21 protein-coding genes and 1 pseudogene are annotated in these 18,931 nt (G+C 71.8%); 10 read left to right on the top strand and 12 right to left on the bottom strand.

Annotation, left to right across the window (positions count from 1 at the left end; translation table 11 throughout):
- Window positions 1-15 precede the first annotated feature (15 nt).
- The 4 genes from SSQG_RS24410 to SSQG_RS24395 all read left to right on the top strand — a co-directional run bounded on the left by SSQG_RS24410 (window position 16) and on the right by SSQG_RS24395 (window position 2,504).
- On the top strand, window positions 16-603 hold the full coding sequence (locus tag SSQG_RS24410) for a Uma2 family endonuclease (protein WP_039933530.1): 588 nt from the start codon (window positions 16-18) through the stop codon (window positions 601-603).
- Between the two features lie 210 nt (window positions 604-813).
- Window positions 814-1,221 (top strand): hypothetical protein, encoded by a 408-nt coding sequence (locus SSQG_RS24405; RefSeq protein ID WP_003992509.1) that lies wholly within the window; start codon window positions 814-816, stop codon window positions 1,219-1,221.
- A gap of 12 nt (window positions 1,222-1,233) precedes the next feature.
- Entirely contained in the window at window positions 1,234-1,728 is a 495-nt protein-coding gene (locus SSQG_RS24400; RefSeq protein WP_003992508.1) for a thiol-disulfide oxidoreductase DCC family protein, read from the top strand.
- A 32-nt stretch (window positions 1,729-1,760) separates the two neighbouring features.
- Window positions 1,761-2,504: a TetR/AcrR family transcriptional regulator gene (locus SSQG_RS24395; protein ID WP_003992507.1), complete on the top strand. Its 744-nt coding sequence runs from the start codon at window positions 1,761-1,763 to the stop codon at window positions 2,502-2,504.
- A 9-nt stretch (window positions 2,505-2,513) separates the two neighbouring features.
- Here the strand turns inward: SSQG_RS24395 and SSQG_RS24390 are convergent.
- From SSQG_RS24390 to SSQG_RS24380, 3 genes and pseudogenes are all read right to left on the bottom strand, one after another.
- A pseudogene (locus SSQG_RS24390) lies at window positions 2,514-2,837 on the bottom strand (ABC transporter substrate-binding protein); the annotation flags it as partial.
- Window positions 2,838-2,848: 11 nt separating this feature from the next.
- Window positions 2,849-4,534: a metallophosphoesterase gene (locus SSQG_RS24385; protein ID WP_039933529.1), complete on the bottom strand. Its 1,686-nt coding sequence runs from the start codon at window positions 4,532-4,534 to the stop codon at window positions 2,849-2,851.
- Window positions 4,535-4,557: 23 nt separating this feature from the next.
- Window positions 4,558-4,797, bottom strand: coding sequence for an SCO4848 family membrane protein (locus SSQG_RS24380; RefSeq protein WP_003992504.1), 240 nt, complete (start codon window positions 4,795-4,797; stop codon window positions 4,558-4,560).
- A gap of 91 nt (window positions 4,798-4,888) precedes the next feature.
- On the opposite strand from SSQG_RS24380, the gene SSQG_RS24375 reads away from it, so the two are divergent.
- Window positions 4,889-6,199: a D-alanyl-D-alanine carboxypeptidase family protein gene (locus SSQG_RS24375; protein ID WP_003992503.1), complete on the top strand. Its 1,311-nt coding sequence runs from the start codon at window positions 4,889-4,891 to the stop codon at window positions 6,197-6,199.
- Here the strand turns inward: SSQG_RS24375 and SSQG_RS24370 are convergent.
- From SSQG_RS24370 to SSQG_RS24355, 4 genes are all read right to left on the bottom strand, one after another.
- Window positions 6,147-7,067, bottom strand: a complete 921-nt coding sequence (locus SSQG_RS24370; RefSeq protein WP_039933528.1) for a YihY/virulence factor BrkB family protein — start codon at window positions 7,065-7,067, stop codon at window positions 6,147-6,149. The two genes, SSQG_RS24375 and SSQG_RS24370, sit on opposite strands and share 53 nt — an antisense overlap.
- Window positions 7,055-7,459: a GtrA family protein gene (locus SSQG_RS24365; protein ID WP_039935393.1), complete on the bottom strand. Its 405-nt coding sequence runs from the start codon at window positions 7,457-7,459 to the stop codon at window positions 7,055-7,057. Before SSQG_RS24365 ends, SSQG_RS24370 begins: the two co-directional genes overlap by 13 nt.
- A 137-nt stretch (window positions 7,460-7,596) precedes the next feature.
- Entirely contained in the window at window positions 7,597-8,541 is a 945-nt protein-coding gene (locus SSQG_RS24360) for a decaprenyl-phosphate phosphoribosyltransferase (RefSeq protein ID WP_003992500.1), read from the bottom strand.
- Window positions 8,534-9,055, bottom strand: coding sequence for a phosphatase PAP2 family protein (locus tag SSQG_RS24355; RefSeq protein ID WP_039933527.1), 522 nt, complete (start codon window positions 9,053-9,055; stop codon window positions 8,534-8,536). The genes SSQG_RS24360 and SSQG_RS24355 overlap by 8 nt, the downstream gene beginning before the upstream one ends.
- A 133-nt stretch (window positions 9,056-9,188) precedes the next feature.
- On the opposite strand from SSQG_RS24355, the gene SSQG_RS24350 reads away from it, so the two are divergent.
- Together SSQG_RS24350 and SSQG_RS24345 are read left to right on the top strand one after the other, a co-directional pair.
- The gene (locus tag SSQG_RS24350; RefSeq protein WP_003992498.1) at window positions 9,189-10,571 is read left to right on the top strand and encodes an FAD-binding oxidoreductase; all 1,383 of its coding nucleotides are present in this window, start codon (window positions 9,189-9,191) and stop codon (window positions 10,569-10,571) included.
- 19 nt (window positions 10,572-10,590) lie between these two features.
- The gene (locus SSQG_RS24345; protein WP_003992497.1) at window positions 10,591-11,346 is read left to right on the top strand and encodes a decaprenylphospho-beta-D-erythro-pentofuranosid-2-ulose 2-reductase; all 756 of its coding nucleotides are present in this window, start codon (window positions 10,591-10,593) and stop codon (window positions 11,344-11,346) included.
- 268 nt (window positions 11,347-11,614) lie between these two features.
- Here SSQG_RS24345 and SSQG_RS24340 read toward each other — a convergent pair whose 3' ends face one another.
- Window positions 11,615-12,193 carry a 2'-5' RNA ligase family protein gene (locus SSQG_RS24340; protein WP_003992496.1) on the bottom strand — a complete coding sequence of 193 codons (579 nt, stop codon included), beginning with the start codon at window positions 12,191-12,193 and terminating at the stop codon, window positions 11,615-11,617.
- A 142-nt stretch (window positions 12,194-12,335) separates the two neighbouring features.
- The gene (trpS, locus tag SSQG_RS24335; protein ID WP_003992495.1) at window positions 12,336-13,349 is read right to left on the bottom strand and encodes a tryptophan--tRNA ligase; all 1,014 of its coding nucleotides are present in this window, start codon (window positions 13,347-13,349) and stop codon (window positions 12,336-12,338) included.
- A gap of 166 nt (window positions 13,350-13,515) precedes the next feature.
- Between trpS and SSQG_RS24330 the strand changes: the two genes are divergently transcribed.
- Window positions 13,516-14,175 (top strand): hypothetical protein, encoded by a 660-nt coding sequence (locus SSQG_RS24330; protein WP_003992494.1) that lies wholly within the window; start codon window positions 13,516-13,518, stop codon window positions 14,173-14,175.
- A 13-nt stretch (window positions 14,176-14,188) separates the two neighbouring features.
- Here the strand turns inward: SSQG_RS24330 and SSQG_RS24325 are convergent, their stop codons facing one another.
- The 3 genes from SSQG_RS24325 to SSQG_RS24315 all read right to left on the bottom strand — a co-directional run bounded on the left by SSQG_RS24325 (window position 14,189) and on the right by SSQG_RS24315 (window position 17,456).
- Window positions 14,189-15,637, bottom strand: coding sequence for a glycine hydroxymethyltransferase (locus SSQG_RS24325; protein WP_003992493.1), 1,449 nt, complete (start codon window positions 15,635-15,637; stop codon window positions 14,189-14,191).
- 268 nt (window positions 15,638-15,905) lie between these two features.
- Window positions 15,906-17,087 carry a glutathionylspermidine synthase family protein gene (locus tag SSQG_RS24320; protein WP_003992492.1) on the bottom strand — a complete coding sequence of 394 codons (1,182 nt, stop codon included), beginning with the start codon at window positions 17,085-17,087 and terminating at the stop codon, window positions 15,906-15,908.
- A gap of 15 nt (window positions 17,088-17,102) precedes the next feature.
- Window positions 17,103-17,456 (bottom strand): hypothetical protein, encoded by a 354-nt coding sequence (locus SSQG_RS24315; RefSeq protein WP_003992491.1) that lies wholly within the window; start codon window positions 17,454-17,456, stop codon window positions 17,103-17,105.
- Between the two features lie 341 nt (window positions 17,457-17,797).
- Between SSQG_RS24315 and SSQG_RS24310 the strand changes: the two genes are divergently transcribed.
- Window positions 17,798-18,376, top strand: a complete 579-nt coding sequence (locus SSQG_RS24310) for a hypothetical protein (protein ID WP_003992490.1) — start codon at window positions 17,798-17,800, stop codon at window positions 18,374-18,376.
- A gap of 30 nt (window positions 18,377-18,406) precedes the next feature.
- Window positions 18,407-18,931, top strand: a 525-nt coding sequence (locus tag SSQG_RS24305) for an anthranilate synthase component II (RefSeq protein WP_003992489.1), incomplete at its 3' end; no start/stop codon positions are given.

The raw sequence follows: 18,931 nt of genomic DNA, 5'->3' as shown, positions 1-18,931 counted from the left end.
GTGGAGGACTCGCATATGCCGGCGAACCGTTCGCTCACGAAGTGGGCCGACTGGCTCACGGAATGCACCCCAGGCGCTCGCTTCGAGATCATCGACGGCCTGCTGCTGGTGACACCGATCCCCGACGGCCCACATGCCAAAGTCCTCACGGACGTCACGCTGGCGTGTCTGAACGCCGGACTCGACAGCGACGACCCCACGGTCGCCCAGAAGATCGCGGTGTGGCTTCCCACCGGCCCGGAGGACTACGCCATCCCGGACCTCTCGGTCGTCGACGCGGACATCTCGTCCCGTATGGTCGAGAACAACTGCTACGAGCCCTCCTGCTTCCGCATGGTCCTGGAAGTCACCGCGGAAAATCCCCATCTGGATCTCCACGTCAAGGTGGCCGCGTACGCGGCGGCAGGAATCCCGGTCTACGTCATCGTCGACAGGACGCACCAACGACTCCACATCCTCACCGCCCCGGTCCGGGACGGCTACACGATCCACCACGTCCATGTCCCCGGCGAGATCGTCGCCCTCCCCGACTCCCTCGGCGCCAAGGTCACGCTGGACGTCGCAGAGATCCTGAAGGCAGGACAGCCGAAACAGGCCGGGTGACCCGATCCTCGTACGAGGTCCGCATGGATGACATCGCGCTGAGCACGCGGCGCGTGGGCGGCTGCAAGGCCTGAACAGGTCACGCAACTCCCTCCGTATCGGCGGCCCCGGCGTGACCTACACCCCACACCCACGAGTTGAACGTGTTCAAAAGGAGGTCTACAGTCTTCCTCGACAGCGTTTTGAACGTGTTCAAGAAGGGTGGGGGCTATGGACCGCACGGTCATCGCCTACGTCATCTACCTGCTGGTCAGCGTCGCGTTGACCGTCTGGGTGGCCCGCACGCTGAGCCGGAACGGGAGGGTGTTCCTCGCCGACGTGCTGCACGGCAACGAGAAGCTCGCCGATGCCGTGAACCACCTGCTGGTGGTCGGGTTCTACCTCGTCAATCTCGGGTTCGTCGCGCTGTACCTGAGCAGCGACGAGACCATCACCGACACGCGCGGCGTCTTCGAGGCCCTGTCCACCAAGCTCGGCGTCGTCCTGCTGGTGCTCGGCGTGATGCACCTGGCCAATGTGTACGTGCTCAACCGGATCCGGCGGCGGGGCGCGATGGAGCGGGAGCAGGTGCCGCCGGTGCCGCCGCAGGGCTGGGTGGCCCCCCAGCCGCAGGCCTGAGCGGAGGCCCGCATGAACGCCATCGCACCCGTCCGCCGGCTCACCGTCCTGTACGACGCCGAGTGCTCCCTGTGCGCGTTCCTGCGCGACTGGCTCCTGCGGCAGCCCCAGTTGGTGCCGCTGGAGCCGGTCCCGGCCGGCTCGGAGGAGGCCCGGCGGCGCTTCCCCGGCCTCGACCACGGTGCGACCCTCGAGGAGATCACCGTCGTCGGCGACGGCGGGCAGGTCTACCGGGGGCCCGCCGCCTGGGTCGTCACCCTGTGGGCGCTGCGCGAGCACCGGCCGCTCGCCCACCGGCTCAGCACCCCGTCCGGCGCCTGGCTCGCGAGGGGCGCGGTGCTCGCCGCCGCCAAGTGGCGCGGGGCGCAGTGGCACGAGGACCGGCGGGCCGGGGGCCAGTGGGGCGGCCGGGTGTACCGGCGCGCGGACGGGTGGACGTACACCCCGGACGGCGGCTGGACCTACACCATGCCGGGCTGCGCCGACGGCACCTGCGCCCCTCGGTAGCGGCACCGGTACCGGAGATAGGCTCTCTTCCCGTGTCCGCGAAGAACGACGGCCCCGACGGCGCCACCCCCACCAAGTCCGAGCAGACCCGCGCCCTGATCCTGGAGACGGCCATGCGGCTGTTCCAGGAGCACGGCTACGACAAGACGACGATGCGGGCCATCGCCAAGGAGGCCGGGGTCTCCGTCGGCAACGCGTACTACTACTTCGCGGGCAAGGAGCACCTGATCCAGGGCTTCTACGACCGGATCGCCGCCGAGCACCAGGTGGCGGTCCGGGAGGTCCTGGACCGCGAGACCAACCTGGAGGCCCGGCTCGCGGGGGTGCTGCGGGCCTGGCTGGACATCGCCAAGCCGTACCACGAGTTCGCGGTGCAGTTCTTCAAGAACGCCGCCGACCCGGACAGCCCGCTCAGCCCCTTCTCCCCCGAGTCGGAGCATGCGCGCGAGGAGGCCATCAGCGTCCACCGGGAGGTGCTGGCCGGCGCGACGAAGACCAAGGTGCCCGAGGAACTGCGGGACATCCTGCCCGAGTTGATGTGGCTGTCCCAGATGGGGCTCGTCCTGTACTGGGTCTTCGACCGTACCGAGGGACGGGAGCGCAGCTACCGGCTCGCCGAGCGCGGCGCCCGGCTCACCGCGCGCGGTGTCGCCCTGGCCCGCTTCCGGGTGCTGCGGCCGCTCGTGCGCGAGGTGCACGAGCTGTTCACGGACTTCCTGCCCGGGATGACGAACGCGATCCCGGATCCGGCGTCCCCGCGCCGCGCCGGTTCCTGAGACGCGGCGTCAGATCCCGGTGAGGCTCCACAGGCGGAACACGCCCGTGTCGTCCGGCAGGTACTGGCCGCCGCCGACGTCCTCGGTGGTGACGACGTACTCCTTGGCCTGCCACAGCGGCAGCACCGGCACGTCCTGGGCGACGGACTGCCGCACCTGCCGGAAGTCCTGGTCGGCCTCGGTGCGGTCGGCGTAGCGCCGGCTGTCCTTGATGAGCCGGTCGACGTCCTTGCTGCGGTAGCCGGTGTTCATCGCGCCGCCGGTGCCGACGAGCGCGGCGCCGAAGGTGTCCGGGTCGGGGAAGTCGGCGACCCAGCCCACGGCGTACGCGTCGTTCTCACAGGTCAGGCCTGCTTCGACGCCAGCTCGATCACCGTGATGTCCGAGGGTGCGCCCACGCGGGTGGGCGGGCCCCAGGCGCCCGCGCCGCGGGAGACGTAGAGCTGGGTGTCGCCGTAGCGGTCCAGGCCCGCGAGGGTGGGGTTGGCGCCGGAGGCGATGAGGTTGCCGGGCCAGAGCTGGCCGCCGTGGGTGTGGCCGGAGAGCTGGAGGTCGACGCCGTGCTCGACGGCCTCGTGGATCTGCACGGGCTGGTGGGCGAGCAGGACGCACGCGCGTGCGGTGTCCCGGTCGCCGAGTGCCCGGGCGAAGTCGGGGCCCTGGTTCTCCTCCTCGCCCGCCACGTCGTTGACTCCGGCCAGGTCGAAGTACGGCATCTCCCTGCGGGCGTTCTCCAGGGGGTGCAGGCCGAGGCGCCGGACCTCCTCGACCCACTGTTCGGCGCCGGAGAAGTACTCGTGGTTGCCGGTGACGAAATAGGAGCCGTGACGGGCTCTCAACTGGGCGAGCGGTGCCGCCGCCGGGCCCAGGTCCTTCACGCTGCCGTCGACCAGGTCGCCGACGACCGCGATCAGGTCGGGCTGGGTCGCGTTGATCGTGTCGACGACCTTCTGCGCGAAGCCGCGGCCGAGGACCGGGCCGAGGTGAATATCGCTGACCACGGCGATGCGATATCCGTGCGCCGCGCGCGGCAGCTTGGCCAGCGGCACGGTGACCCGCTTCACCTGGGGCCCGCGCAGCACGCCGTAGGTGCCGTACCCGACGGTCCCGACAGCAGCGGCGGCGGCCGCACCGGCGACGACCCGGGAGACGAAGAGGCGGCGGGAAGGGCCGGTCGGGGTGTCGCCGGCGGCTGCTTCGCCGGGCGCCGCGGTGGCGGAGGCCGTCTGCTCGGCCGCCGGCGCCGCAGCGGCGGCCCCTGACGCACCACCGCCGTCCACCTGCGGGTGGGGTGCGGCCACGGACGCGGCCACCGCGCCGGTGGGGTCTGTCTGAGGGGCGGGCGACGTGGGGGCCACGCCGGAGGCCGCCGTCACGCCGCCGCCGTCCGTTGCGGCGGACACGGTCGCCGCCCCGGCGGGGCCTGCCTGCGGGGCAGGCGCGGAGGCCGCTGTCGCGGGGGCGGAGGCGGAGGCGGAGGCGGAGGCTGCAGAGGGTGTGCCGGCACCGTGCCCTGCCTGCCGACCGGCCGCGCTCGCGGACACGGTCGCCGCCCCGGCGGGGCCCGCCTGCGCGGCAGGCGCGGGGGCCGCCGTCACGGTGCCGCCGTCCGTTGGGGCGGTCGCCGTCACCGATGCGGGCGCACCGGCCGCGCCGTCCCCCGGTGAGCCGGGGGACGTCGTGGGTGCGGTCGGCCGCGGCCCCCTCGCCCGCCGTTCCAGGAACCACCGCAGCAGCGGTCGTACGACCTCCCCCGCCACCACCCCCAGCAGCAGGTATATCGACAGGGCCAGCCACAGGAAGCCCGGCCAGGCCAGGACCTGCTGGAGCCAGAAGGGGGCGCCGGAGCGTTCGGCGACCAGGGCCGCGATCGCGAGGACCCAGCCGCCCGCGATCAGGACCGCGCCCGCGCGGCGGGTCAGGCCCGGGCCGCGGGTCGTGTCGCGGAACAGGCGGCGCCACACGTACCAGTTGGCCGTCACGACGACGGCCAGGACCAGAGTTGCGACGAGTACGAAGACGATGGCCACGGTGTCGTGTCTCCCGATTGCCGTTATGACGTCCGGCGCAGTGCGCGCAGACCACGCAACCCGATGGCCCCGATGACCGTCCCCAATACGAAGGACACGACGGCGAGCAGCAGGTGCACCCAGAAGTAGGCCGTGGGACGTCCGTCGTCGAAGGCGAGCCCGCTGCCGTCCTTGACAAGGTTCTTGACGAAAGTGATCCAGATGACCCAGCTCCACACCCCGAAGGCGAGCAGGAACCAGGAGACGGGGCGGCTGAGCTTCATGCACCCAGTATCGCCACCACGTGTCCGGTTCCGTGTCCGGGGTGGGGGCGCAGACGGGACTTCCCCCCGAACGGCATGTACGTTTCCGATCGTGCCCGCTCCGAAGAAGACCACCAGGCGATCCCTGCTGGTCACCTCCGCCGTCCTGTCGTCCCTCGCCCTGGCCTCGCCCGCCGCCGTCGCCGCCCCGAAGCCCTCGGGCAGCCCGTCGGCGAGCCCCTCGGCGAGCCCCTCGGTCACTCCCCCGGCGTCGATGTCGACCATGGGCGGCGCCCGGCTCGGGCGGCCGGGCACACAGGTGAACCTGGCGAGCGGCGTGCCGGTGCTGCCGAAGGACGTGAGCGCCCGCTCCTGGATCGTCGCCGACGCCGAGACCGGTGACGTGCTGGCCGCGCACAACGCGCACTGGCGGCTGGCCCCGGCGAGCACGCTGAAGATGCTGTTCGCGGACACGCTGCTGCCGAAGTTCCCGAGGACCGAGAAGCACAAGGTCGTCCCCTCCGACCTGGCCGGTATCGGCGCGGGCTCCAGCATGGTCGGGATAAAGGAGGACGAGACGTACACCGTCCACGACCTGTGGCTCGGCGTCTTCCTGCGCTCCGGCAACGACGCCGTGCACGTGCTGTCCGCGATGAACCAGGGCGTCGAGAACACCGTCAAGGAGATGAACCAGCACGCCGAGGAGCTCCAGGCCCTCGACACGCATGTCGTCTCCCCGGACGGCTACGACGCCGAGGGCCAGGTGTCGTCGGCGTACGACCTGACGCTGTTCGCCCGCTCGGGGCTGCAGAAGAAGGACTTCCGGGAGTACTGCTCGACGGTCAGCGCGAAGTTCCCGGGCCAGACGAAGAAGGGCAAGAAGGGCAAGACGGTTCGCGAGTCCTTCGAGATCCAGAACACCAACCGGCTGCTGGCCGGCGACGCCGACCTGCCCGTCTACCAGGGCATCGCGGGCGTCAAGAACGGCAACACCACCAACGCGGGCGCCACCTTCACCGGCGTCGCCGAGCGCGACGGCAAGGTGCTGCTGGTGACGGTGATGAACCCGGAGAAGCCCGAGCACAACGAGGTCTACAAGGAGACGGCCCGGCTGTTCGACTGGGGCTTCAAGGCGGCCGGGAAGGTGCAGCCGGTGGGCGAGCTGGTGCCGCCGAGGAGCGCCCGGGCCAGTGAGCCCGGCGCCAACCCGTCCGGCGAGGCCGGCGGCTCCGGGGACGGCGGGAACGGCACGGCCGGGACCGGTTCGAAGCCGGTGGCCAGCGCGGCCGGGGACGGCTCCAGCGGCATCGGGACGGCGCTCGGCATCGCCGGTGGGGTGCTGGTGCTGCTCGCGGGCGGTGCGTTCCTGGTCAACCGCCGTTGGCCGCTTCCGGATCTGGTGCGCCGCCGGACTCGCCCGTGATGACGGGGACTTCGTCCTCCTCCTTGCTCTGCGTCGCCGTCCAGGCGGCGCAGAACAGCACCAGCTTCGAGGTGAAGTTGATCCACAGCAGCAGCGCGACGGGCACGCCGAACGCGCCGTACATGCTCTTCCCGGCCACTCCCTGGAGATAGCCGCTGAGCAGCAGCTTGAGCAGTTCGAAGCCGACCGCCCCGGTGAGCGCCGCCACGAACAGGCGGTGGCGGGTCGGCTCGACGCCGGGCAGCAGCGTCAGGACGTAGAGCAGCAGCAGGAAGTTCGCGAGCACGGCGATCAGGAACGCGGCGATCCGCAGCAGGACCCCGCCCCAGCCGCCCTCGTCGACGCCGAGCTGCCGGATGATCCAGCCGATCATCGCGGAGGCGACGGCGGAGGCGGCGATGGTGACGAGGAGCGCGCCGCCGAGGCCGACCAGGACGCCCGCGTCCTTGACGTAGCGCAGGGCCGGGTTCTCCTCCTCGTCGGGCAGCTCCCACACCGCGCGCAGGCACTCGCGCATCGAACCGGCCCAGCTGATACCGGTGAACAGCAGCAGGGCGCCCGCGATGAGGCCGACGGTGCCGGCGTTGTCCACCAGAGTGCCGATGTCCAGCTGGTCGGAGATGCCGGGCACCTGATCGGCGAGCTTGTCCTGAAGTTTTTCCTGCTGCTCGGTGCTGAGGGTGGCGGCGGCGATGGCGGCGGACACCGTCAGCAGGGGGAACAGCGCGACGAAGCTCGTGAAGGTCATCGCGGCGGCCAGCCGCGTCCACTTCACGCGGTCCAGCCGCTCGTACGAACGCCACGCGTGAGTGATCATCAACCGCGTTATCCACGGCCCGACGACCGGGAGCTTTTTCAGCCAGTCCATGATCCGACTCTGCCCTCCGCCCGGAACACCCATGTACGGGTACCCCAGAACCGCAGGACCGTGGCCAGCGCCATTCCGACAACAGCGCCGGAGACGGTGTCCGCGCGCTGCGAGGTGAGTCCGAGGCCGTAGTGGCTGACGGCGAGGCAGAGCAGTTGGACGGCGGCTCCGGCGAGGTTGACCGCGAAGAACACGGCGTACGGGCGCAGGCCCCGGGCCGGTGCGCTGCGGTAGGTGCCGAGGGCGTTGCCCGCGTAGGCGACCGAGCAGGCGGCCACGAAGGACAGGGTCTTGGCGGTGAGCGGGTCGAGTCCGGCGGGGCCGCGCAGGCAGGTGAACAGGGTCAGGTCGACGGCATAGGCGAGGAGACCGACGGCGGCGAAGCCGGCCAGTTCCCGGCGCCACGGGAGAGCGGTGCGGCCTTCCCGGGCTGTTTGGCCGTCCCGGGCGGTTTGGCTGTTCTGGGCTGTTTGGCTGTTCTGGGCCGTCCGGTCGCCCCGGGCAGTCCGGTCGTCCCGTGCGCGCGTGTTCACCAATTGGCCACCGCCAGGCCGTACATCGCCACCCACACCAGACCGATGAGGGCGAGCGCCCGGTCGCGCAGGACGACGTCCTCGGGTTCGCCGGCCGTGCCGCGGTCGGCGAAGACGGCGTAGCGCAGGACGGCGAGGATGAAGGCGACCATGGACAGCTGCCGCCAGGGCAGCACGCTGGTGTGCGGGACGCCGCCCTCCTCCATGGCCCACAGGCAGTAGCCGAGGACGGCGACGCCGGCGGCGAGCTGCCAGACGAAGCGGAGGTAGCCGGTGGTGTACTCGGTGAGCAACGCGCGTGTGGCGCCCGCCTCTCCGGCCATCTGCACGGCCTCGGAGTAGCGCTTGGCCGAGACCATGAAGAGCGCGCCGAAGCCGGTCGTGATCAGGAACCAGCGTGACAGCGGGATGCCGAGGGCGAGTCCGCCGACCATCGCCCGCATCAGGAATCCGGTCGTGACGACGGCGAGGTCGACGACGAGGACGTGCTTGAGGCTGACGCAGTAGGCCAGTTGCATGCCCACGTACGCCGTCAGCAGCGCGGCGACGGCCGGGGAGCACAGCCAGGCCGCGGCGGCGGGCGCGAGCACGGCGAGGGCGCCTCCGGCGGCGTAGGCGACGGGTACGGGGACCTGTCCGGCGGCGACCGGGCGGTGCCGCTTGGTGGGGTGGGCGCGGTCGGCGTCGGCGTCGCGGGCGTCGTTGACGAGGTAGACGGCGGCGGCGCAGGCGGTGAAGAGGACGAAGACGAGGGCGAGTTGGTGGAGGGCGTGCCGCGAGAAGAGTTCACCGGCGGCGGCCGGGGCGGCGACCACGAGGACGTTCTTGATCCACTGCTTGGGGCGGGCGGTCCTGAGGAGACCGGCCAGGAGACCGCCCCTGCGCGGTGGCGTGGGCCGCTCCTCGGGGGTGCGCTGCCGCAGGAGGGCCGTCTCAGTCATGGTCTGCGCCTCCCCTCATCCAGCGGGCGCCGAGCCGGGCCGTGAGCGCGCCGAGGGCCGCACCGGCCGCGACGTCCGAGGGGTAGTGGACGCCGGCCACCAGCCGTGAGACGCACACCGCGGCGGCGAGCGGCGGGACCGCGCGGGCCCCGAGGGCGCCGAAGGCGACGGCGGCGGCCGCGGCGGAGCTGGCGTGCGAGCTGGGGAAGGAGTGCCGGCCGGCGGTGCGCACCAAGGGCTCGACGTGTGCCGGGCGCGGCCGGCGTACGACCCGTTTCACGCCCATGCTGACGAGGTGTGCCCCGGCGGTGAGGGCGGTGCCGCGCAGCCAGGCGCCGCGTCTCCCGCCGTCCACGGCTGCTCCCGCGAGCCCGGCCGCGAGCCAGAGCGCCGCGTGCTCCCCCGCCCAGGACAGGGCACGCGCGGCGCCGGCCACGCGTGGGTCGGTGCCGCACGCCCTGAGCGCCGAAACGATCCGGTGATCCATGTCGTGCAGGTCGTCGAGGTCATCCATGTGGACTCACTGTTCACGCCCAACCGGCCTGAACTCCTGCAATATTGGGCGACATCCCATTAATCACCCATTTCGGGGAGGGATGCCATGTTCTCTAACTGATCGCTCACACCAGGGCGATACGGTCACGGACATGTCTGCCGACACCGACTCCCTCCCCGACGTCCCGGGCCTGGACCACACCACCGTGACCGGCTGGGGCCGCACCGCCCCGACGGCGGCCCGGCTGATCCGCCCGAGGACGTACGAGGAGGCCGCGGCGGCCGTGCGGGAGTGCGGGGCCCGGGGCGGGATCCCCCGGGGTCTGGGCCGGGCGTACGGGGACGCGGCGCAGAACGCGGGCGGGTCCGTGCTCGACATGACGGGCCTGGACCGCGTCCACGCGATCGACGCCGACGGCGGCATCGTGCTGTGCGACGCGGGGGTCTCCCTGCACCGGCTGATGGAGGTGCTGCTGCCGCTCGGCTGGTTCGTGCCGGTCACCCCCGGCACGCGCTACGTCACCGTCGGCGGGGCGATCGGCGCCGACATCCACGGCAAGAACCACCACGTCTCGGGGTCGTTCTCGCGGCACGTGCTGTCCTTCGAACTGCTCACCGCGGACGGCGAGATCCGCACGGTGGTCCCCGGCACGCCCCTGTTCGAGGCCACCGCGGGCGGTATGGGACTCACCGGGGTGATCCTCACCGCGACGATCCGGCTCCAGCCGGTCGAGACCTCGCTGATGTCGGTCGACACCGAACGGGCGGCGGACCTCGACGACCTGATGGCCCGGCTGTCGGCCACCGACCACCGCTACCGCTACTCGGTGGCCTGGATCGACCTGCTGGCCCGCGGCGCCGCGACCGGCCGTGCGGTCCTCACCCGCGGTGACCACGCGCCCCTGGACGCGCTGCCCGCACGCAGGCGCGACGCCCCGCTCTCCTTCCGCACCTCCCGCCTCCCGGCCGCCCCCGCCCTCCTCCCCGAGGGCCTGCTCAGCCGGACGACCGTGAGCCTCTTCAACGAGCTCTGGTACCGCAAGGCACCCCGGGCGCGGTCCGGCCAACTCCAGCGGATCTCCGCCTTCTTCCACCCCCTGGACGGCGTGCCCCACTGGAACCGCGTCTACGGCCGGGGCGGCTTCGTGCAGTACCAGTTCGTCGTCGGCCACGGCCAGGAGGACGCCCTGCGCCGCGTGGTGCGCCGCATCTCCGAACGCCGCTGCCCGTCCTTCCTGGCCGTCCTCAAGCGCTTCGGGGAGTCCGACCCGGGCTGGCTGTCCTTCCCCGTGCCGGGCTGGACGCTGGCCCTGGACATCCCGGCGGGCCTGCCCGGCCTCGGCACGTTCCTCGACGAACTCGACGGGGAGGTCGCCGCCGCGGGCGGACGCGTCTACCTCGCCAAGGACGCCCGGCTCCGCCCGGAACTGCTCGCGGCGATGTACCCGCGCCTCGACGACTTCCGCGCCCTGCGCGCCGAACTGGACCCGCACGGGGTGTTCGTGTCCGACCTGGCCCGCCGCCTCCACCTCTAGGCAACCTCTAGGAGCTGTCATGAAGGACGCCTTCGGCCTCCCCCAGTCCCTGCTCGTCCTCGGCGGTACGTCGGAGATCGCGCTGGCGACCGCGCGCCGGCTGATCGCCCGCCGCACCCGGACGGTCTGGCTGGCGGGCCGTCCGTCGCCCGCGCTGGAGGAGGCCGCCGGGCAGCTGCGCGGGCTCGGCGCCGATGTGCACACCGTCGCCTTCGACGCGCTCGACCCCGCCTCCCACGAGGCCGTGCTCGGCAAGGTCTTCGCCGAGGGCGACGTCGACATGGTGCTGCTCGCGTTCGGGCTCCTCGGCGACCAGGCACGCGACGAACGCGAGCCGGAGGCGGCGGTGCGGGTCGCGCAGACCAACTACACCGGCGCGGTCTCGGCCGGACTGGTGTGCGCCCGCGCACTCCAGTCCCAGGGGCACGGCTCCCTGGTCGTCATGTCCTCCGTCGCCGGCGAGCGGGCCCGCCGGGCGAACTTCATCTACGGCTCCAGCAAGGCCGGCCTCGACGCCTTCGCGCAGGGCCTGGGCGACGCACTGCACGGCACGGGCGTGCACGTCATGGTCGTACGCCCCGGCTTCGTCCGTACGCGCATGACCGCCGGCCTGCCCGAGGCCCCACTGGCGACGACGCCCGAGGCGGTCGCGACGGCCGTGGAACTGGGCCTGCGCCGCCGCTCGGAGACGGTGTGGGTGCCGGGGGCACTGCGCGTGGTCATGGCGGCCCTGCGGCACCTGCCACGCTCGGTGTGCCGGCGGCTGCCGGTCTGAGGCCGGGTGGGCGCGTGCGTGCGGGCGCGGCTGTCACGCGCGGGTCGGTGCGGTGGGGCTGCCCGTGGGTGGGTGCGGCGTGACGCGCGCGGGTCGGCGCGGCGGGACGCATACAGGCGGCGCGGCTTGGCCCCTGCCGACGGCCGCAGCATGACCCACGCGGGCCGGTACGGCCGACACACGCCGACCGGCACGGCGGAACGCGCGGGCCGGTGTGGCGTGGCGCGTGTGGGGCTTGGCGTATGTGGGTGGGTGGGGGCCGGGGGTGTCAGCGGGTGGGGACCGAGCCGCGTTCCGCGCAGTGGGCCTGGGGCGGGACGACCGAGCCGCCGAAGGGGTACTCGCGGAGCTTGCGCCACACGCCGTCGGCGCCCTGTTCGTAGAGGCCGAAGCCCGTGCAGGGCCACTCGGCCTCGTAGTCGGTGAGTTCCTCGAAGGCGCGGTCCATCGCCGCCTCGTCGATGCCGTGCGCGACGGTGACGTGCGGGTGGTACGGGAACGCCAGTTCGCGTGCGACCGGCCCGGCGGGGTCGCGGACCTGTTCCTGGAGCACGGTGCAGGCCTCCGCGCCGGAGACGACCCGGACGAAGACGACCGGCGACAGGGGCCGGAACGTCCCCGTGCCGGACAGCCGCATCGGGAACGGCCGGCCGGCCGCGGCGACCTCCGTCAGGTGCGCCTCCACGGCGGGCAGGGCGGACGCGTCGATCTCCGTCGGCGGCAGCAGGGTGACGTGCGTGGGGATGCCGTGAGCCGCGGCGTCGCCGAAGCCCGCGCGCAGCTGCTGGAGCTGGCTGCCGTGAGGCTCCGGGACCGCGATCGAGACACCGATCGTTACGGTCCCCACGTCGTCTCCTGTCGTTTCAGTTAGCGGGCCGCTGATACGACCACCCGGATATCGACTGTACGGCCACGACCCGGTTACGGGCAGGCGCAACGGAAGTGATGTACAGCGCTGTCGGGTGGTACGGCTGTGCGCGGGGGCGGGTTCAGTGCTTGGCGGGCAGGAAGCCCACCCTGTCGTACGCCTGGGAGAGGGTCTCCGCGGCGACGGCGCGTGCCTTCTCGGCGCCCTTGGCCAGGATCGAGTCGAGCGTCTCCGGGTCGTCCAGGTACTGCTGGGTGCGCTCCCGGAACGGCGTGACGAAGTCGACCATGATCTCGGCGAGGTCCGTCTTGAGCGCGCCGTAGCCCTTGCCCGCGTACTTCTCCTCCAGCTCGGCGATGCCCTCACCGGTGAGGGTCGAGTAGATGCCGAGGAGGTTGCTGATGCCCGGCTTCTCCGCGGCGTCGAAGCGGATCACGGTGTCGGTGTCCGTGACGGCGCTCTTGACCTTCTTCGCGGTGGTCTTCGGCTCGTCGAGGAGGTTGATGAGGCCCTTCGGCGTGGACGCCGACTTGCTCATCTTGATCGACGGGTCCTGGAGGTCGTAGATCTTCGCCGTCTCCTTGAGGATGTACGGCTTCGGGACGGTGAAGGTCGGGCCGAACCGGCCGTTGAAGCGCTCGGCGAGGTCGCGGGTGAGCTCGACGTGCTGGCGCTGGTCCTCGCCGACCGGGACCTCGTTGGCCTGGTAGAGCAGGATGTCCGCGACCTGGAGGATCGGGTACGTGAACAGGCCGACGGAGGCGCGCTCGGCGCCCTGCTTGGCGGCCTTGTCCTTGAACTGCGTCATGCGGCTCGCCTCGCCGAAGCCGGTGAGGCAGTTCATGACCCAGGCGAGCTGGGCGTGCTCGGGGACGTGGCTCTGGACGAAGAGCGTGCAGCGGTCCGGGTCCAGGCCCGCGGCGAGCAGCTGCGCGGCGGCCAGACGCGTGTTCGCCCGCAGGTCCTTCGGGTCCTGCGGGATGGTGATCGCGTGCAGGTCGACGACCATGTAGAACGCGTCGTGGCTCTCCTGCAGCGCCACCCACTGGCGGACGGCGCCGAGGTAGTTGCCGAGGTGGAACGAGCCGGCGGTGGGCTGGATGCCGGAGAGCACACGGGGTCGGTCAGAGGCCATGTTCACCATTCTCTCAGGTCCCGGGGACCGGTCCGGAACCGGTCGGAAACAGATGGGGTCCCGTTTCTCTCCGGCGGTGTAACAAGGGGTGGGTGCGCGACAGAGGGGCCGGGGCGTGACGGTGTGGCGCGGGCTGCTCGTGGCGGTGATCAGCGCCACGCCGGCCGTGGGTGCGACGGCGATCACCGCCGCGGCGGCCGCCGGGGCGCGGGGGCGGGACGTTCCCGACGTGGCGATGGTGGTCACGGGCGGCTCGGGGCGGGCGAGGGCCGTGCGCTCGGGCGAGCCGGTCTTCGCCCGACTGTGGCAGCTGCTGCAGCCCGAGCACACGGAGACCGAGCGGGTGCCCGAGGCCTGGGGCGAGGGGCGGTTTCCGCCGATCCGGCTCACGGTGGTGTGGCGGCTGTCGGGGGTCGGCGGCCGGCCGAGCACCAACCGGCCGCCGGGAGGTGACGTGGCCGTCGAGCGCCAGGACCAGCTGTTCGTGGCCGAGGACGGCACGCCCTGGGTGCGTTCGGATCCGGCGCCGGCCGTGGAGGACGACGACATCCGCCGGCACCGGGCGCCGCGCTCCGTCTTCCAGCGGCTGGACCTGGCACGGCTGGCCGGCGACAGTGCCACGGCGGGCGGGCCCGGCGGGAGCACTGCCGCGGGTGACCTGTCGGGACCGGTGCGGGGTGATGTCCGGTGGGCGGCCGTGGGGCTGGTGGCCGGGCTCGCGGCCGGCGTCGGCGGCATGCTGCCGGCACGCCGCGTGGCGGCCCGGCGGGAAGCCGGACCGCCACGGGAGGAGCCGCGTCAGGTGCTGATCGACCTGGACGAGTGACGAGCCGTGGGCGTCAGCCCAGGTCGATCTCCGGGTACAGCGGGAAACCGGCCACGAGGTCGGTCGCGCGGCGGGAGATCTCGTCGGCGATCTTCGCGTCGAGGACGTGGGACGCCTTGGAGGGGGCGCCCGACTTGGTCGTGCCCGGCTCCGCCGCGGTGAGGACGCGGTCGATCAGGCCGGCCACCTCGTCCATCTCCGCCGTGCCGAGACCACGGGTGGTCAGGGCCGGGGTGCCGACGCGGATGCCGGAGGTGTACCAGGCGCCGTTCGGGTCGGCGGGGATCGCGTTGCGGTTGGTGACGATGCCCGAGTCGAGCAGGGCGGCCTCGGCCTGGCGGCCGGTGAGGCCGTAGGAGGAGGCGACGTCGATCAGGTTGAGGTGGTTGTCCGTGCCGCCCGTCACCAGCGTCGCGCCGCGGCGCATCAGCCCCTCGGCGAGCGCGCGGGAGTTGTCGACGATGCGCTGGGCGTAGTCGCGGAAGGACTCCTGGCGGGCCTCCGCGAGGGCGACCGCCTTGGCGGCCATGACGTGCGGCAGCGGGCCGCCGAGGACCATCGGGCAGCCGCGGTCGACCTGGTCCTTCAGCGAGTCGTCGCACAGGACCATGCCGCCGCGGGGGCCGCGCAGCGACTTGTGGGTGGTCGTCGTCACGATCTGGGCGTGCGGGACCGGGTCGAAGTCGCCCGTCAGCACCTTGCCCGCGACCAGGCCGGCGAAGTGGGCCATGTCGACCATGAGCGTCGCGCCGACCTCGTCGGCGATCTCGCGCATGATCCGGAAGTTCACCAGGCGGGGGTAGGCCGAGTAGCCCGCGACGATGATCAGCGGCTTGAACTCGCGGGCCTGGGCGCGCAGGGCCTCGTAGTCGATGAGGCCGGTGGCCGGGTCCGTGCCGTAGGAGCGCTGGTCGAACATCTTGCCGGAGATGTTCGGGCGGAAGCCGTGGGTGAGGTGGCCGCCGGCGTCCAGGGACATGCCGAGCATCCGCTGGTTGCCGAAGGCCTGGCGCAGCTCGGCCCAGTCGGCCTCGCTCAGGTCGTTGATCTGGCGGACGCCGGTCTTCTCCAGGAAGGGCACCTCGACGCGGGCGCCGAGGACGGCCCAGAAGGCGACGAGGTTGGCGTCGATGCCGGAGTGCGGCTGGACGTAGGCGTGGCGGGCGCCGAAGAGCTCCTTGGCGTGCTCGGCGGCGAGGGACTCGACGGTGTCGACGTTGCGGCAGCCGGCGTAGAAGCGGCGGCCGATGGTGCCCTCGGCGTACTTGTCGCTGAACCAGTTGCCCATCGTCAGGAGCGTGGCCGGGGAGGCGTAGTTCTCGGAGGCGATCAGCTTGAGCATCTCGCGCTGGTCGGCGACCTCCTGGCCGATGGCGTCCGCCACGCGGGGTTCGACGGCGCGGATGACGTCGAGGGCGGCGCGGTAGGCGGTGGAAGCGGTGGAGAGGGGCTCGGCTGACATGGGTGGGACCTCCGGACGTTGTGTTCAGCGTTCACGGTACGGCCCAGGCGCACGGCACGGTTCCGGTCCCCGGGGTTCAACCGGGTCCGGGGGCCGCTTCCCGATGGTCGGTCCCATCCCAGCACGCCAGTCACGGCCCGGGGGCAGCCTACCGGACCGTGTGTGCGGGCTTCGTTGTGGCTGGTCGCGCCCACGCGGCGGAGCCGCATATCGACACGGCCCCGCGCCCCTGAGGGGCACCCCTGAGGGCGATCCCCCTCAGCCCCTTCTAGAGGATCACGTGGGGGAGGAAGCGGGCGTACTCGTCCGTGATCAGGCCCGAGGACTCTCGGATCCCCAGGCCCGCCGACTCGTTCTCCACCACCCATGCACCGAGGACCACGCGGTTGCCGTCGAAGTCCGGGAGCGGGGCCAGTTGCTGGTAGCAGCACGGTTCGTCGCGGAGGACGGGGGCGGATCCCGGCTCGTGGATCGTGACGCCCGCCCCCTCGCGGCCGAGGAGGGGTTTGGCGACCCAGCCCGTGGCGGGCAGGTCCCGGGGGCCGTCCAGGTAGGCGGGGAGGAGGTTCGGGTGCCCGGGATACAGCTCCCAGAGGATCGCCAGGAGGGCCTTGTTGCTGAGGAGCATCTTCCAGGCAGGTTCTATCCACAGGGTGGAGCCCGTGCCGCCGCCGTTGTCGAGGGTGCCGAGGACGTGGTCCGCGAAGCGGTCGGTGGTGAGCCACTCCCACGGGTAGAGCTTGAAGATGCTGCGGATGAAGCGGAGGCGGTTGTCGACGAAGCGGCCGGAGAGGCGGTCCCAGCCGATCTCCTCCATGGCGATCCAGTCGGTCTCCATGCCCGCCTGCTCGGCCGTCTCCTTCAGGTAGGCGACCGTCATCATGTCCTCACCGAGCTCGTCGGCGGAGGAGTACGCGAAGTACAGGGGGCTGCCGGGCGGGAGGAGGGCGGCCTGTTTCCGCCAGGCGGCTATGAGGCGCTCGTGGAGGGAGTTCCACTGGTCGGCGCCGGGGAAGCGGTCCTCCATCCAGAACCACTGGGGGGACGCGGCCTCCACCAGTGAGGTGGGGGTGTCGGCGTTGTACTCCAGGAGCTTGGCCGGGCCGGTGCCGTCGTAGCGGAGGTCGAAGCGGCCGTAGACGGAGGGGAGTTCGGCGCGGCGGTGCCAGGCCTCGGCGACCGCCCGGGCCACCCGGGTGTCGGTGATGCCGAGGTCCGCGAAACGGTCCTCGGCGACGATGTGCTCGGCCGCCTCCAGGCACATGCGGTGGAGTTCCTCGACCACCTCCTCCAGGGCCTCTATCTCCGGGAGCGTGAAGACGTAGTAGGCGCTTTCGTCCCAGTAGGGGCGCAGGGAGTCGTCGGGGTAGCGGGTGAGGGGGTAGATCAGGCCCTGTTCCTCGACGGTCGGCTGCCAGTCGGGGCGGGGGTCGATGGTGCGGCGTTCCATCTGCGTGCGTCCCGGTCAGCCGCCGCCGCTGCCGGAGCCCGAGCAGCCGAAACCGCCCCGGTCGACGGCCTCGCTGCGGCTGAAGGTGCCGTTGTCGGCGTAGCCGGCGCTGACGTCGGCGTCGTAGTACCAGTCGGCGTCCGTGCCCTTGGTCTTGCCGGTCTTCTTGCGGCTCTTGCCGGAGGAGGAGCTGCCCGACGCGCAGTTCTTGTCGGCGACGATCTTGTAGCCGTTGATGTAGTCGTAGCTGTCGCGGTCCACACAGCGGCGGTCCGGGTCGGAGCCGCACGCGGACAGGGCCGCCGCGAGGACCCCCATGCCGCCCAGCACCACCGTGCTGGAGCGCAGTCGTCGCCGTGTTTCCGCCATGTCCGTGTCTCCCCGTGTGTCCCCGTCGTGTACTGCCGAGCCGTCAGCCTAGAGAGGGGTGTGAGCGGACGCGCACGGCCCCCCGCCCGGGCCCCCTCCCCTGCTGTCGTTTTGTGATCTTTGGAATGGTGTGCGCCCTTGGTGCCGCGGTCTGGTGCTCGGGGAGGCGCGCCGGCGTTGTCGCGGTTCGGCAAGGCGCCGGTGGGGGCGGAGGACGGCGCGGTCGCGCCGTAGTGATCGGAAGTGCTTTCCCAGCTGCCGAAAGTCTTCACCTTCCGGACAGTCGGAAAATTGTTTGTTTAATCTTGAACGCGCAGGGAGCGCTTTCCGTAAGGGATGGCGTGGCCAGTAATCCCGTCACGGTCACCGTGGCCTATCGCGTGATGCCGGGCCGTGCGGCCGACTTCCACTCCTGGGGGTGGGCCATGCTGGGCGCGACCGCGCGGCAGCCGGGGTTTCTGGGGGGTGGGGTGCTTGTCGACGGAGAGGCGGAGTGGCATGTCGTCTATCGCTTCGCCGGCGAGGGTCCGGCTCTGGCCTGGGAGCAATCGCCCTCCCGGGCACAGTGGGACGCCCGGTTGGAGGGCGTCGCCCGGGAGGCGGAGCGCAGGCGGGTGCCGGGCGCCCGGGCCTGGTTCGACGCGCAGACGCTGACCCCCAAGCCGCCGGCTCCGCCGTCGAAATGGAAACTGTGGTTCGTGAATATGAGCGCGGTTTTTCCGCCGGTGCTCCTGTTCAATCTCACGGTGCTTCCCTATCTGGGCGACCTCAACGCCCTGCTTCGCACGCTCCTGTTGTGTCTGTGTGTGACAGCCCTTGTCACCTGGATTCTCATGCCTCGGCTCCAGCGTTTCTTCCGGAAATGGCTGTACCCGTCGCTCCAGGCGCTGCGCGGGCGGCACAAACGCCGGGCCATCTAGGCCCGCGAACGAACAGAGGGAGGTGGGCGGGTGAAGACCCTGCTCATCGACAATTACGACTCGTACACGTACAACCTGTTCCAGCTGCTCGCCGAGGTGAACGGCGAGGAGCCGGTCGTGGTCCGCAACGACACCCCCGCCGGCGAACTGCCGGACCTCCGGGGCTTCGACAACCTCGTGGTGTCCCCCGGCCCCGGGCACCCGGCCGACGCCCGTGACTTCGGCATCGGGACCAGGCTGCTCGCGTCCTCCCCCGTGCCTGTGCTCGGCGTGTGTCTCGGCCATCAGGGCATCGCGCTCGGGGAGCGTGGGCTGGTGGAGCCCGCTCCGGAGCCGCGCCACGGGCATCTGTCCACGATCCGGCACGACGGGCAGGACCTGTTCCACGGCCTGCCGCAGCACTTCACCGCCGTCCGCTACCACTCGCTGTCCGTGCGCGAGCCGCTGCCGGAGACGCTTCAGGCCACGGCCTGGGCGGAGGACGGTGTCCTGATGGGACTCAGGCACCGCAGCCGGCCGTTGTGGGGCGTGCAGTTCCATCCGGAGTCCGTCCTC

The sequence above is a fragment of the Streptomyces viridochromogenes DSM 40736 genome, from assembly GCF_000158955.1.
Lineage (GTDB): Bacteria > Actinomycetota > Actinomycetes > Streptomycetales > Streptomycetaceae > Streptomyces > Streptomyces venetus.
Note: the sequence above shows the minus strand (reverse complement) of the source record. Positions and strands in the feature narration are given on the sequence as shown.

What these genes read in the sequence shown, in the direction of transcription:
- SSQG_RS24410 (WP_039933530.1), top strand. Translation starts at nt 16, where the DNA reads ATGCCGGCGAACCGTTCGCTCACGAAGTGGGCCGACTGGCTCACGGAA.
- SSQG_RS24405 (WP_003992509.1), top strand. Translation starts at nt 814, where the DNA reads ATGGACCGCACGGTCATCGCCTACGTCATCTACCTGCTGGTCAGCGTC.
- SSQG_RS24400 (WP_003992508.1), top strand. Translation starts at nt 1,234, where the DNA reads ATGAACGCCATCGCACCCGTCCGCCGGCTCACCGTCCTGTACGACGCC.
- SSQG_RS24380 (WP_003992504.1), bottom strand. Translation starts at nt 4,797, where the DNA reads ATGAAGCTCAGCCGCCCCGTCTCCTGGTTCCTGCTCGCCTTCGGGGTG.
- SSQG_RS24370 (WP_039933528.1), bottom strand. Translation starts at nt 7,067, where the DNA reads ATGGACTGGCTGAAAAAGCTCCCGGTCGTCGGGCCGTGGATAACGCGG.
- SSQG_RS24360 (WP_003992500.1), bottom strand. Translation starts at nt 8,541, where the DNA reads ATGACTGAGACGGCCCTCCTGCGGCAGCGCACCCCCGAGGAGCGGCCC.
- SSQG_RS24355 (WP_039933527.1), bottom strand. Translation starts at nt 9,055, where the DNA reads ATGGATGACCTCGACGACCTGCACGACATGGATCACCGGATCGTTTCG.
- SSQG_RS24350 (WP_003992498.1), top strand. Translation starts at nt 9,189, where the DNA reads ATGTCTGCCGACACCGACTCCCTCCCCGACGTCCCGGGCCTGGACCAC.
- SSQG_RS24345 (WP_003992497.1), top strand. Translation starts at nt 10,591, where the DNA reads ATGAAGGACGCCTTCGGCCTCCCCCAGTCCCTGCTCGTCCTCGGCGGT.
- trpS (WP_003992495.1), bottom strand. Translation starts at nt 13,349, where the DNA reads ATGGCCTCTGACCGACCCCGTGTGCTCTCCGGCATCCAGCCCACCGCC.
- SSQG_RS24325 (WP_003992493.1), bottom strand. Translation starts at nt 15,637, where the DNA reads ATGTCAGCCGAGCCCCTCTCCACCGCTTCCACCGCCTACCGCGCCGCC.
- SSQG_RS24320 (WP_003992492.1), bottom strand. Translation starts at nt 17,087, where the DNA reads ATGGAACGCCGCACCATCGACCCCCGCCCCGACTGGCAGCCGACCGTC.
- SSQG_RS24315 (WP_003992491.1), bottom strand. Translation starts at nt 17,456, where the DNA reads ATGGCGGAAACACGGCGACGACTGCGCTCCAGCACGGTGGTGCTGGGC.